Raw genomic sequence first — 13,039 nt, 5'->3', positions numbered from 1 at the left:
TTAGTCGTAATAAATGCTCAAAAGGCATAGTTTTACTACATTAAATTGTTTTCCTTAAATGCTTTAAAAGGCTCTCAGGCAACTTCTGTCTTTCTTTTAGGCGAAGATCTACTATTTCACCTTTACTGTTTTGCTCTACTTCAAAAAAACGAGTTACTACTTCCCTCAACTTTTTTCTTGCCCTTTGTATCCTCGATTTGGTAGCAGTCAAACTTAACCCTAACAAGTGTGCCACCTCCTTTTGAGGAAGCTTCTCGATATCGCCTAAAAACAAAGGCATTCTGTACTCTTTGGGGAGGTACCGTTGAATAATAAAAATAACCAAATCACAGGTACATGTATTTTTAGAGACTGCCCTCAAGTTACTTGTCAGTTCGACGTTTTTCGCCTGAGGAAAAACTTGCTCTTTACGATAAGCATCTGCCAAGGTGTTGCGTGCGACTTGAAACAACCAAGCTTGATGGTTGTTGATTACTTTTTTTTGATCAAGCGCCAAATGCAATTTTATACCTATTTCTTGCAACACATCATTTGCGATGCTTGCTTCATGAACATTCATTTTTACAAAGTTGGACAGTTGAGGTTGATACCTTTGCCAAATATTTTCAAATTCCATTCTGACTATTAGTTTTACATCACATCCTTTAGAAATTTAGAAACGTGCATTATTTTTCTACCCTGAGCAGTTCTTAATGACAAACTGTTGAGTAATAGTTGTTTTGTTTAAATGAATACAAAATACTTTTATGCACTGTATTGCTATGCTTCAAGAGTAAGCTTCTATTCATTTTAAAAAAATGTGATTATGTCATAGATTAGATTAGTTGTATTGCACCTCTACTTTACTTTAGTCGTAAACAATGCTCAAAAGACGCAGCTTTGCTACATTATTTTTTTTGTAACCCTTTTAAAAGACGCTCAGGCAACTTCTGCCTTTCTTTTTGGTGAAACTTAATAGTTTGATTACTTTTTTTGATCAAGTGCCAAATGCGATTTCATACCTATTTCTTGCAACATATCACTTGCGATGTTTGCCTTATGAGCACTCATTTGATGTGCTACCAGAAAACATAACTTAAAAGATAAGGCTATAGAAGGAAGTCAAGAGTAGCAAGGAGGGGTATAGCAATGTACTCAATGTAATACCTGAGCTTTTTCACACAAAAGCATAAAAAAACAAAGTAAGGAAAGGTTGTAGAAACAAAAAGACATAGACTAAGTACTACTATTAAAAACACTTTATGAAAAAATGCTTCCAATTACTATGGTTAATATGCGCAAGCGGGTTTGCCCTGGCTTGTATTTGGGATGAAGACACCTTGGAAATGGAAAAACGGCGGTTTCCTGAGGCAATGGAATTGATTACAGGTAAGTTTTTGCGGCATTCGCCCGAATTTTACCAATGGCGGATCAAAGATCGGGAAGCTAAACTTAAAGTAACGCCCAAACAGTGGAGTTATTACGATGATTTGGCAGTGGCTTACGCCAAACTACACAACCACGCCAAGGCTATAGAGCTCATGTGGCAAAAAGAAAAGTTATACCCCCACCAGTATGAAACCTACGCCAACCTGGGCACTTTTTATATTCATGACAAGCAGTATAAAAAAGGACTGGAATACATCAAAAAAGCCATTGTCATTAACCCAAATGCCCATTTTGGGCGCGAGGTGTATCAACAGTATTTGGTAGAGTATGTATTGGGCAAAAGACAAAACGGGAAAACCACCCTCCCTTTAGACACATCCAATCAAACTTCTAACTTTTACAATTTTTTATCAGAAAAAACCGACAAACTAGATGTAAATCCACAAGAGGTAATCAATGGAGTGTTGGGAATGATAAAGTTTGGGAACCATGACTCACCCATACTGTTAGAGGCTTTGGGCGACTTATTGGCAATGAATGTTGGTTTACCCGAAAACGCTACCCGATTGGCTTACTTTGCCTACCAAAAGGCAGCTATAGAAGCTAAAGATAACACAGCAAAAAAAATGTACCACAAAAAAATGGCTGTATTGAATCAGGACAAACCTGAGCAACTAGACAAGTTGTTGGCACAAAGCATACAAGAAGGAAAGAAGTTTTATCAACAAATAAGAAACAATGAAATGCGCTGGATAGCTGAGGGCAAAAACCCGGAAAAAGAGTTTGCCCAAAAGTATTATAAAAAAGCAACCCACCAACCGTCAACAGACAGTATTCCTTATTTTGCTTGGCTTTTGGTAGCATTGGCAGGAGTAGCTCTGGTGTGGTTCATCACGAAGCGTAAACGCTAAATTTTCACTCATTGGTTCGCTTCTTTATCTCATATTTTAAGCCATTCTTTCTAAATTCAGCCATGATCAAATGAGTCATCAACCCATAGCTTCTCACACCGTGGCGTTGGGAATTAGCTTTAAGAAAAAGGTCATAAAATACCCTTGAAATAGGCTCAAGAGGGCTTCTAAACTTTTGCCAGTAGGCACGATCGGCACGTAAGTCGTGTACAAAACCGGGGCTAAACTTTTTGCGCAAGCGCTTGAAAGCAGTAGAATCGGTATAACGCAAGGCACTCATAGCATAACGCAGTGCCAACACATTGCCCGAATACCTAAACACAGGTGAGGGGTGATACTGGCTGGTCAGGTAGGCTATATAGTTGGCTTCGGTTTCGGAAGCAACGCCTATTTGGTGCGCCATTTCGTGGCAAATGGTGGCAGGCAATACAAAATCAACCATATCCATATTTACGTTGGCTTCTCCAGTAAAGGGAAAATAGATGCCTCCGTTGCCTACCCACGACATGAGCTGAGGTACAAACACGCTTTTTACCGAGACGTATTCGTAGGTATATTGAGGAAATTTTTTGGCAAAGTTCTCATACCCTTTTACTGCCCCTCGCAGCATTTCGGCGTGGGTCATTTTTATCTTCAGTGCCTGGCTAGTGTCTTGAGTGATTTCATTACGGCTGGAGTTGGTGAGGGTAATCAGGCGGTCGCACATTTTCTCCAGCTCTTGTGGTTGTATTTTTTTTAGCTCCAGTTTTACCGTTTGCAACAGGTTGGGGCGGTGATAGTTGAGCCCCCAAAAGAGCATAAAGAGGGCATAAAACAACGATACCCCAAATAGCCCATGCAATGCCACTTTGCCGAAGAATTGTTTCCAGGTAAGGCGTTTTTTAATGCGTCTGTATACTTGTTTAAAAAACCAATAGGTTGCCCCAAATACCAGTAGGTAAAATACGATTTGCCCAAAGGCAAAGGGCATAAAGCCAAACATAAGACGGAGGGTTTTGCTCAGAAAACGATAAAAGCCGTAGGTATACCAGCGCTCAAGGGCTTGAGGATGGGCGGCGGCCCATTGCACCAATAGTACTTGTATGGGCAAGCTAAAGGCAATGATATGTTTCCAGTATTTTTTTATGAAGGTCATAGGCTATATTGATCTATTTTTCCCGCTCTGATCGTTGATTTTTTAATGGGCTTACTTGCGTATTTGCAAATATAATAAACATAAGTTGTTCAGGCTAAGTAATGTTTATTACACGTACTCATCAGCTATATTGAACGCTGCCTTAGTATTGATCAATCTACAATATACACTACGCTTAGGCGAAAGCCTTTGGCATTGTGGTTGGTTGATTTTTTGATAGAGACGTGCATGCCACCTCCCTCTTGCCGCGAGCTGTAAACAATAGACTGAAGGTAGCCTCTATGGTTATTTTTCACTTCTATCTGGTCAGTCCACACGTGCTTTTTTTTCTTTGGATTTTTTACAATAAAGGTTGTTTGACCTGTAGGGATTGGAAAATGCATATTTGCTGGAATACCAAATAGTTGTTTGGCTACCAAAAAAGCTTCTGACCACTTTTGGGTGTTCAATACAATGGCTTTTTCTATTTGCTGATAACCACCCCAATCGCGTTTGATACTTTCGTTCATTACTTCTACTCCATTTTTTCGCAACAAATCAGCATATTTACTCACTTGGGCATTTTTGACAGGGGCGGCAAACTGAGAGAGGTAACCCTCAAACACGTACCCCACTTTACCTTCATGGCTTACCTTTGCCATTCCTCCTTTGAGGTTGTCTACTATTATTTGCTTAGAGGGCACACCTGCCAGGTATTTTACTTTGGTACCATAGGGCAACTTGGCAACTTTTTTAGCCGAAGCATTGGGCGATTGTCTTAGGATAAGCCCATTGGGGGCAAACACGTAGTAATAGGTGTCTTTTGTCAGTTGTAGAGGCTTAGCCTGGGCAATAGAGGTTGCCCAAAGACATAGTATACCCAAAGTGATATTTTTGAAAAGTGTTGTTTTCATAATTGTATGATAGTAAAAAGTCAATATAATGGATAAACTTGACATAGTAAACGATTGAGGGGTGAGTATCGGGCTTTTTTGATGGGCAGTGGTGGGCAAATAGGGTAGCTTTATTGATTACTGCGGCATAATTGGTTAAATTGCTTTTTTAATTGAGTTCAATTTACCGTAAAAAGAACAAGCCCAAAAGCCTGTTAAACTTTTGTTAAACGGGGTTTAGGTCGACTTTTGACTATAGGTTGCCTGTTGTATAAGCAGTATTGCCACAACGCTGTACAAGGTTGAACTCATATATTCTGCCTGACAGAAAAACATATTTATACTGATATTAAAATTCATGAAAAAAATACTCTTGCCTTTGCTACTCGTGTTGCTTACTACTTTGGGTGGGTGGGCACAAATCCAAAAACACGACAGTTGGTCTTATAAAGTGTCGAAAAAAGAAGTGAAAGTCGGTGAAACGGTAGACCTTATTTTTAATGTGTTGATAGATCCCAACTGGTATATGTACTCTTCTGATTTCTCGCCAGAGGTAGGGCCTACTGTTACTACATTTGAGTTTACCAAAGACCCTTCTTACCAACTGGTGGGCGGAGTAAAGGCAATTAAGCCTAAAGTAAAGTATGATTCTATTTTTGAGGGTACCGTGAAGTATTTTGTGGGCACTGCCACTTTTCGCCAAACGATCAAAGTATTGCAGCCCAAGCTCAATGTCAAAGGCTCGGTTAACTTTCAGGTATGTTCTGAGGTAAACGGACAGTGTATTCCGGGAGATGCTGATTTTAGCTTTGACAATGTTTTGCTCAAAGTAACCAAGGCAGAGAAGATTAAAGAGGCAGGCAAAACTGACAAAAAAAACGACAAGGAGGAAGCAGGCAACAAAAAGGATGAAGAGATAAAGGAGGACAGGGACAAAGAGAAGAAAGACGATGAAGAAAAGAAGGATTCAATCGAGACAACAGCTGTGAAGAATAAAGATACTCTTACTACTGATAACAAAAAATCAGCTATCACCAAGCAAAAAAAAGACAGCAAATCACCTGATAAGTCTAGCAATACATCAATTACGTCTCTACTTACATTGTTTATCTTTGCTTTTGGGGGTGGACTTGTGGCTTTGGTTACTCCCTGTGTGTTCCCTATGATTCCGATGACTGTCACTTTTTTTACCAAACAAAGCAAAACCAAAAAAGAAGGCAGAGTAAAAGCTTTAATTTATGGGTTATCTATTGTAAGTATTTTTACTATTATTGGTTCTGGGCTTACTATCATTTTCGGTATTTCTTTCGCTAACTGGCTTAGCACACATTGGGTACCTAACCTTATATTCTTTGCAGTATTCTTCATATTTGCCCTATCTTTTTTGGGCATGTTCGAGATTGTATTGCCCAGTTCGTGGGTGAATAAAATGGATCGTAGAGCCGATAAAGGTGGATATGCAGGAATATTTTTTATGGCTTTTACTTTAGTATTAGTATCATTTTCTTGTACTGGACCTATTTTTGGCTCTGCTATGCTCGAACTAACTCGCGGAGGTACTGTAGTAAAACCTATCGTTGCCATGCTTGGTTTCTCTATCGCTATGGCATTGCCATTTACTCTATTTGCATTTTTTCCTTCGTGGCTCAATAGCTTGCCCAAATCGGGTGGCTGGCTCAACAATGTAAAAGTAGTATTGGGTTTTGTAGAACTTGGTCTTGCCCTTAAATTTTTGAGCGTAATAGATCAGGTATACCACCTAGAGTTGCTCAACCGTGATGTATACCTTGCTTTTTGGATTGTAATTGCATCTATGATAGGTTTTTACCTATTGGGTAAAATAAGAATGCCCCACGATAGCCCGGTAGAGAAAATAAGCGTGCCTAAGGCGGTGCTTGCAGTGGCTACATTCTCTTTTGTAGTGTATATGATTCCTGGTATGTTTGGCGCCCCATTAGACGGCTTGGCAGGTTTCCTCCCCCCACAAAATACCCAAAAATTTGACATGCACCGGGTAAACCGTAAACTAGAAAAAAACGAACGAAAGCTTGAGAAATTGGTAGAGGCTATCCAAAATGGTCAGGTACAATTAGCCAAAAACGCTGGGGTAAAAAGAGGGAAGGTGGACTTCTCGAAGGTAAAACACAGCGATAAATTACACCTACCTCACGACCTTAAGGGGTTCTTTGATTATAAAGAAGCATTGGCTTACGCCAAAAAAGTAAACAAACCCATTTTTATTGATTTTACTGGGCACGGTTGCGTAAATTGTCGCAAAATGGAACAATCGGTATGGGCAGCAGCACCCGTGCTTAAACGTTTGGAAGAAGACTATGTAGTAGTGGCTTTGTATGTAGACGATAAAACTACTTTGCCTGAGTCGGAGTGGTATACCTCTACCTATGACAATAAGGTGAAGAAAACCATTGGTGCTCAAAACTTTGATTTCCAGGTGAGTAAGTTTAACGGAAACGCTCAGCCTTATTATTGCCTGCTTGACCCCGCTACCGAAACACTGCTGGTAAAAAACACTCCGGGCTATGACCCTGACGCAGATAAGTTTGTCAAGTTTTTGGATGCGGGTTTGACTGCCTTCAAAGCAAAAAACAAAAAGGATGACAAGGCAATGGCTCGCAAATAACAAGCATTTGAATTAGCTGTAGGAAAGGGTGCTTAGGCACCTTTTTTTGTTTAGTGATCTGGAAAAAATAAGATGTGCTAATTCAAGAAAATATATTGTTCTCAGACGATTCAAAAAAAACGGTGCATAGCCAAAGCTATGAAACTTTTTTTTGAAGAATGAGGGCAATAGATACACTTTAATGGCTCAAATTATTTATGAAAGATCACTTATGGCTATTTATTCACTCATCAACCTTTAAATACCCTCCTACCTTTTCTGGTGATCTTTGTCATATTCCCCCATTACATAACTTCTAAAACAAACATTTACAAAACTGTTTAGTAGCAAGTGTAAGTTTTGCCCCAAAGCAACACCAAAAACTGCATAAGTTGTGCGCTATTTTTAGAGGGCTGAACCACACCGAGGTAGTTAAGTAAGTGAACTATGTATTATATGCGTGGTTTAGGTTACAAAAAAAGCATTATTTTTCTATTATATTTTATTTTATTGAGAAACAGGAAATGACTTGCCTTTCAGGACTGATTTTATTTGGCAAAAACAACGCTATGTAAGGATAAGACCGGATATTTAGCATAATAATCTCAATATTTGTTGTAACTTTGTATCAAACGATTAACAAAAAATTAACTTATTAAGTCGTGAAAAATACAAAAGCACTCATTGCTATATACTGTATTTTTTTTAACCCCCACACCTTTCCCTTACTGAGGTACAACCTTTTAATGTCTCTTCAAACTCGTTTTACAAACATACCTATTACACCCAACGCTTTGCCCTCAGGTAAACATTGGGTAGTATAAACTGAGGCATATGGCGAAAGGACGATAATTATTTAAAACATTAAAAAAACATTTCAATTCTACAGAATTGTGGATGCTAGAGTTAGGAGTGTTCAGAGAAATTTTTTAACATATATTGATTGGTTCATCTTCATTCTCCTTATATCTAAATTTATGGGTAAAGTTAGCGTTTCGGATTTATTTTCCCTTCTACCTGATGATTTGCTTGATAACTTAAGTCAGTCTACTGATGTAGATAAGTGGGTAAGCAAATTACCAGGCAAACTATTTATTAAGCTACTGCTATACAGCGTGTTAAACAATGAGCGTCTTAGCCTTCGGGAAATATCATCTGAGATGAGCAATCCTATATTTCAAAGTTTTTCATCTGAGATGGTCGAACAAATGGCTGGTTGGACTGGTATTCGGGAACGTTTGCGGCATATCAAGCTTCCTTTTATCGAGCAGGTATATGAACATTTTTTTGCAGAAGCTCATGCTTTATATGGAGAGAAAAAGCTTCTTGATTACCATATCAAACGTTACGACTCTACTTTGATTAAGGTATTTGGTCATTTATTACAAGGAATGAAAGTAGGTAATACATCTAAAAATAAATTTCAAGTAAAACTGACTACTGAGCACACTGATGGTTTTGGTCTCCGTGTGAGTTTCCATCAAGATCAGGCTCATTTAAGTGAAGAAACCGCCTTGCAAGAACAAATTAATCTGGGAAAACACAGTTCCCAAGATATTATAGTTTTTGATAATGGTTTGAAAGGGCGTCGTAAGTTTAAAGATTTTGATGAAGCATCTATACAGTTTGTGACCAATATAGGTAAAAAGCCCCGTTATCAGGTGAATCGTCCTCATCAGCTCCTAGATCGCCACCACCCTGATTTAGACTTTATACAAGACAGTGTTGTACAATTATTTGAGCGTGGACAACCTACCAATTCAATGGAGCATGAGTTTAGGTTGATAGAGTTTAGAGTTAAGGAAACGGGGAAGCACCTTTTTATCCTGAGCAATCTTTGGGATTTACCCGCAGAAGTGGTGGCTCAGGTTTACTTGATGAGATGGGATATAGAAGTGATTTTCAGGTTTTTAAAACAAGAAATGAACCTTACACACTTTGTTTGTAATGATCTGAATGCTATAAAAGTAATGATTTATGTAAAGCTTATTGCAGCAATGATGATCCTTATTTTTAAACAAAAAAATGCCATCAAAACATATAAAAGAGCCAAAAAACTCTTTTTGGAAGACATCTATCTTTTGATTATAGTAGAAATGATGGAAAGTCCAGACCTGAGTCAATGGTTTCTAAAAAAAGCAAAAAAAAGACTGAAAAGAGAATAGATAATATTTCTCTGAACAGCCCTAATGCTAGAGTGCATAATTAAACTTAAATCGGAATACTACAATGGAAGATACCCCTGTATATAAAGTATTGGTGGTTGATGATGAACCGGATATAGTAGAGTTGTTGCAATACAATCTTGAAAAAGCCGGATACGAAGTGAAAACTGCTAACAATGGAAAAGAAGCAATCAAGGTAGCTAAAACATTTCTACCTCAGTTGATTTTGATGGACATCATGATGCCTAAGATGGACGGGGTAGAGGCAGGTCGACAATTGAGAGAAATGACTGAGATTGCAGATACTTATATTATTTATCTTACAGCAAGGGTAGAGGAATACTCAGAGCTTGCCGCGTTTGATGTGGGTGCTGATGACTACATTACTAAACCTATTCGCCCAAGGGCTTTACTGAGCCGCATTGCTGCGTTGTTTCGTCGTGAACAAAAGAAACACCAGAAAAACGAGAAAAAAGATAAAATACAAGTGGGCAATCTTACTATAGACCGCGAAAGTTACATTGTGTATAATGATAAAACGCCCATTACGTTACCTAAAAAAGAGTTTGAAATGTTGTTCTTTTTAGCACAAAACCCTAACAAGGTATTTAGCCGCGACGAATTGCTACAAAACATTTGGGGAACTGATGTATATGTATTGGCAAGAACAGTAGACGTACACATTAGAAAAGTACGCGAAAAAATAGGTGGTGGCTATATCAAAACTGTTAAAGGAGTGGGTTATAAACTGGTGACTGATTAACCTTTTGCCCTACTTACTCCAACGCTATCATTACTATACTATAAACATCTAAATTTATGTCTTCGCGTATTGTTTCTTTACTGCTGTCTGTATCTATAGCTATAGTTACTACTGCCTTTACCTCGTTATTGTCGGGGGTATCTACAGTAGCGCTATTAGTATGCTTTACAATGGCTTTTTTTTCCTCTTATTTACTATTTTATTTTGCCCTTGAATTTTTGGTGTTCAGAGAAATCAACGAGGCATACCGAATGATAGAAAAGCTTAGAAAAAAGGATTTTAAAATAGCTAAAAAACGAAGTAAACCCTTGCTGAGTTTTGTAAAAAAGCTCAACCAGGAGATTTATACTTATGGTGCCAATAAACAGAAAGAAATTGATCACCTTAAGCAAATGGAAGTTTTTCGCCGGGAGTTTCTTGCCGATGTATCGCACGAACTAAAAACCCCTATCTTTGCTGCTCAAGGCTTTTTGCATACCTTGCTTGATGGTGCCATAGACGACGAAAATGTGCGTGACAAGTTTTTGCTTAAAGCAGTAAAAAGTCTGGATGGTTTGAATACGATGATTCAGGACTTGTTGACGCTCTCGAAAATGGAGGCAGGTTTTATTACAATGGATTACGACATTTTTGACATAAGCCAACTTACCCGCGATGTATTTGAACAACTGGAAGAACAAGCCGCCCAACGAAAAATCACTTTACGTTTTGACCAACCCTACCAAGAAGTGATGGTGTATGCCGATGCCAAGCGTATACGCCAGGTAATAATTAACTTGCTGGAAAATGCAATCAAATATGGCTCGAAAAATGGCAATGTAGAAGTGGGCTTTTCAAACAGTGAACAAAACTTATTAGATATCATGGTAAAAGACGATGGTCCGGGCATTTCAGTAGAACACCTCGACCGTATCTTTGAGCGTTTTTACCGGGTAGAGAAAAGCCGCTCTAAAGACAAAGGGGGCTCAGGGTTGGGGCTGGCTATTGTCAAACACATTTTAAGCGCTCACGATACTGAGATAAAGGTAAACAGTAAGGTAAAAAAAGGTACTGCATTTACTTTTCAACTACAGACTACTCCGGTTGACAACGAAGAAATTACTAAGGTAATGCCTCCCAGAGCATTGGAACCTACCTCTATAGAAGATTAAAAACAGGCTCGCTCAAAATACTATATATTTGGTGCCTGAAGCACACATAACAAAAAGCTGTGAGACAAAGTCACGGCTTTTTTATTTGTAGGCTTGCTTAATTTACCCTACGTTTTTCTTAGACACTTCTCTTTCTTTATGCCAAACCTTTTGCTAATAATATTTAGTTTCGGATGAGGGCTGTTAGAGAAATTTTGGAACAGGTTTTCAAATCATTTCTCCAAACAACGAGTACCTATCTATTGCTTATTGTTTTTTTAATCGTGCTTGCTCACCTACTTCAAATGTACTGATTCACAAGCAATTAGTATACTGAATAAACGCCTTATGAATAGTTTTTCCGATAAGGCAACCTTCCAACAATGTAACAAGTATACCTATGGTAAGCTACGGACAATCAGCCCTGATTTTTATGCCCGACTTTTGCTCGTAGTTACTTACAGATGCTCTCTTGAGAATGGGGATAAAATAATAATAAATGCTAAAGAAAATACTAAATACAGGCATCACTCCTGAACTCAGCAACTACCTGCGTGACAAGGTGTACTTGTCTAATGCAATTGCGATTTTACTTGAGCTAATGGGAGTAGGTTTTACATTTATTAGCTTTTTCTTTGCGCCTAAAACTATTTTGCTGCCTATCATAGGAGGCATTGGTTGTGGTTTTATTGTTTTGGCATTAAACAAATACGGTAAAAACACTTTTTCCAGAATACTCGTAGCCACCCTTCCAAGTGTTACCTCTACTTTATATTTTGCTTTTGTAGTACAAAACGATGAACCAATCATAAACTCTCTTTATTTGATTGCACTGACTTTTGGGTTATTTGTGTTTTTGGTGGCAGATCAACGCGAGCCAAAAATTTTTATCCCTTTGGTAGTGTATATGGGTTTGCTATTCTTTTTTATGGAAAAAATTATTTATTGGATAGATGTACCAATGTCAAGTAGTTTTTTCCGAAGAGGCTCCATAGAAATCATGAACTATTGTATTGGCATTGGTATGCTCATTTACTTGATGTGGTTTCTGTTAAATAAGAACCTGATGACTGAACGGCAAAACTATCAATTGATCCAGGCTTTGGAATACCAAAAACAGGAAATCGCCACTCAAAACGAAGAATTGGTTCAACAACAGGAGGAAATGAAAGCTCAACAAGATTTTATCAATGACAGGAATACTAAGTTGAGTCGTAAGAATAAACTTATTCAGCATAGCATTCAAGCAGCAAGCGCTATCCAACAAGCTGTTTTGCCTGGTCATCAGCAACTTGAAAGGTATTTTTCAGACTATTTCTTGATTTACAAACCCCGCGATGTAGTATCAGGAGATTTTTACTGGGTATGCCAACATCAATCTTGTACTTTTTTGGCAGTAATAGATTGTACAGGGCACGGAGTACCAGGGGCTTTTATGACTTTAATTGCCAATCATTTACTAGACCGGGTCATTAGAATTCAAAATATTACAAATACAGCAGATATTCTTAGCCATTTGCACAACAATATCAAACAAGTTTTGCGTCAAGAAGAGACTCAAAATAACAATGGGATGGATGCAATAATAATCAAACACACGCAGTTACCTAACCATACATTTGATATACAAGTAGCAGGTGCTAAAAATGGGCTGTTGTATAAGTTGCCCCAACAACCAGGTTTACTCGAAACAAAAGGTACTCGTAAGTCTATTGGAGGCTTTCAGAACGAGGAAATCACTTTTGAAGCAACCACTATTCACTTGCCTCCTGGTGCTATCTTATACGCAGGATCGGACGGGCTAGAAGATCAAAACAACTTTCAGAGAAAGAAATTTACCCGTAAGCGCCTCCAGGATATATTAGAAGAACACGCACACCTAAATTTAACAAAACAAAAAGAAGCATTGGAAATGGCTTTAGAAGCACACATGAGTCAAACCAAACAACGCGATGATATTCTTTGGATGGGAATCAAGCTCTAAATCTATGGCATCGCTTCTAAAATTTAGTCTTGATAGCGCATTAGTTCGGCTTCTATCACTTTTTTCGTTAATTTTAGCATTGTTGTAGATT

9 protein-coding genes are annotated in these 13,039 nt (G+C 38.3%); 6 read left to right on the top strand and 3 right to left on the bottom strand.

Annotated features, from left to right (window positions below):
• Positions 1-40: 40 nt before the first annotated feature.
• Positions 41-616 (bottom strand): sigma-70 family RNA polymerase sigma factor, encoded by a 576-nt coding sequence (locus tag M23134_RS30585; protein ID WP_002703187.1) that lies wholly within the window; start codon positions 614-616, stop codon positions 41-43.
• A 625-nt stretch (positions 617-1,241) separates the two neighbouring features.
• On the opposite strand from M23134_RS30585, the gene M23134_RS30580 reads away from it, so the two are divergent.
• Positions 1,242-2,279, top strand: coding sequence for a hypothetical protein (locus tag M23134_RS30580; RefSeq protein WP_002703183.1), 1,038 nt, complete (start codon positions 1,242-1,244; stop codon positions 2,277-2,279).
• 4 nt (positions 2,280-2,283) lie between these two features.
• On the opposite strand, the gene M23134_RS30575 is transcribed toward M23134_RS30580, so the two are convergent.
• Complete coding sequence (locus M23134_RS30575) at positions 2,284-3,414, bottom strand: DUF3810 domain-containing protein (RefSeq protein WP_002703181.1); 1,131 nt, start codon at positions 3,412-3,414, stop codon at positions 2,284-2,286.
• 152 nt (positions 3,415-3,566) lie between these two features.
• Positions 3,567-4,307, bottom strand: a complete 741-nt coding sequence (locus M23134_RS30570) for an SH3 domain-containing protein (protein ID WP_157558727.1) — start codon at positions 4,305-4,307, stop codon at positions 3,567-3,569.
• 337 nt (positions 4,308-4,644) lie between these two features.
• Between M23134_RS30570 and M23134_RS30565 the strand changes: the two genes are divergently transcribed.
• The 5 genes from M23134_RS30565 to M23134_RS30545 all read left to right on the top strand — a co-directional run bounded on the left by M23134_RS30565 (position 4,645) and on the right by M23134_RS30545 (position 12,948).
• Positions 4,645-6,927: a protein-disulfide reductase DsbD family protein gene (locus M23134_RS30565; protein WP_002703177.1), complete on the top strand. Its 2,283-nt coding sequence runs from the start codon at positions 4,645-4,647 to the stop codon at positions 6,925-6,927.
• Between the two features lie 872 nt (positions 6,928-7,799).
• On the top strand, positions 7,800-9,071 hold the full coding sequence (locus M23134_RS30560) for an IS4 family transposase (RefSeq protein WP_232296849.1): 1,272 nt from the start codon (positions 7,800-7,802) through the stop codon (positions 9,069-9,071).
• A 64-nt stretch (positions 9,072-9,135) separates the two neighbouring features.
• Positions 9,136-9,834: a response regulator transcription factor gene (locus M23134_RS30555; RefSeq protein ID WP_002703174.1), complete on the top strand. Its 699-nt coding sequence runs from the start codon at positions 9,136-9,138 to the stop codon at positions 9,832-9,834.
• A 56-nt stretch (positions 9,835-9,890) separates the two neighbouring features.
• Entirely contained in the window at positions 9,891-10,985 is a 1,095-nt protein-coding gene (locus M23134_RS30550; RefSeq protein WP_002703173.1) for a sensor histidine kinase, read from the top strand.
• 478 nt (positions 10,986-11,463) lie between these two features.
• On the top strand, positions 11,464-12,948 hold the full coding sequence (locus tag M23134_RS30545) for a PP2C family protein-serine/threonine phosphatase (RefSeq protein ID WP_002703172.1): 1,485 nt from the start codon (positions 11,464-11,466) through the stop codon (positions 12,946-12,948).
• The last annotated feature ends 91 nt before the right edge of the window (positions 12,949-13,039 follow it).

The sequence above is a fragment of the Microscilla marina ATCC 23134 genome, from assembly GCF_000169175.1.
Taxonomy (GTDB): Bacteria; Bacteroidota; Bacteroidia; order Cytophagales; family Microscillaceae; genus Microscilla; species Microscilla marina.
Note: the sequence above shows the minus strand (reverse complement) of the source record. Positions and strands in the feature narration are given on the sequence as shown.

Bases quoted from the DNA above. Each gene is read 5' to 3' on its own strand.
- M23134_RS30585 (WP_002703187.1), bottom strand. From the start codon at position 616: ATGGAATTTGAAAATATTTGGCAAAGGTATCAACCTCAACTGTCCAAC.
- M23134_RS30580 (WP_002703183.1), top strand. From the start codon at position 1,242: ATGAAAAAATGCTTCCAATTACTATGGTTAATATGCGCAAGCGGGTTT.
- M23134_RS30575 (WP_002703181.1), bottom strand. From the start codon at position 3,414: ATGACCTTCATAAAAAAATACTGGAAACATATCATTGCCTTTAGCTTG.
- M23134_RS30570 (WP_157558727.1), bottom strand. From the start codon at position 4,307: ATGAAAACAACACTTTTCAAAAATATCACTTTGGGTATACTATGTCTT.
- M23134_RS30565 (WP_002703177.1), top strand. From the start codon at position 4,645: ATGAAAAAAATACTCTTGCCTTTGCTACTCGTGTTGCTTACTACTTTG.
- M23134_RS30555 (WP_002703174.1), top strand. From the start codon at position 9,136: ATGGAAGATACCCCTGTATATAAAGTATTGGTGGTTGATGATGAACCG.
- M23134_RS30550 (WP_002703173.1), top strand. From the start codon at position 9,891: ATGTCTTCGCGTATTGTTTCTTTACTGCTGTCTGTATCTATAGCTATA.
- M23134_RS30545 (WP_002703172.1), top strand. From the start codon at position 11,464: ATGCTAAAGAAAATACTAAATACAGGCATCACTCCTGAACTCAGCAAC.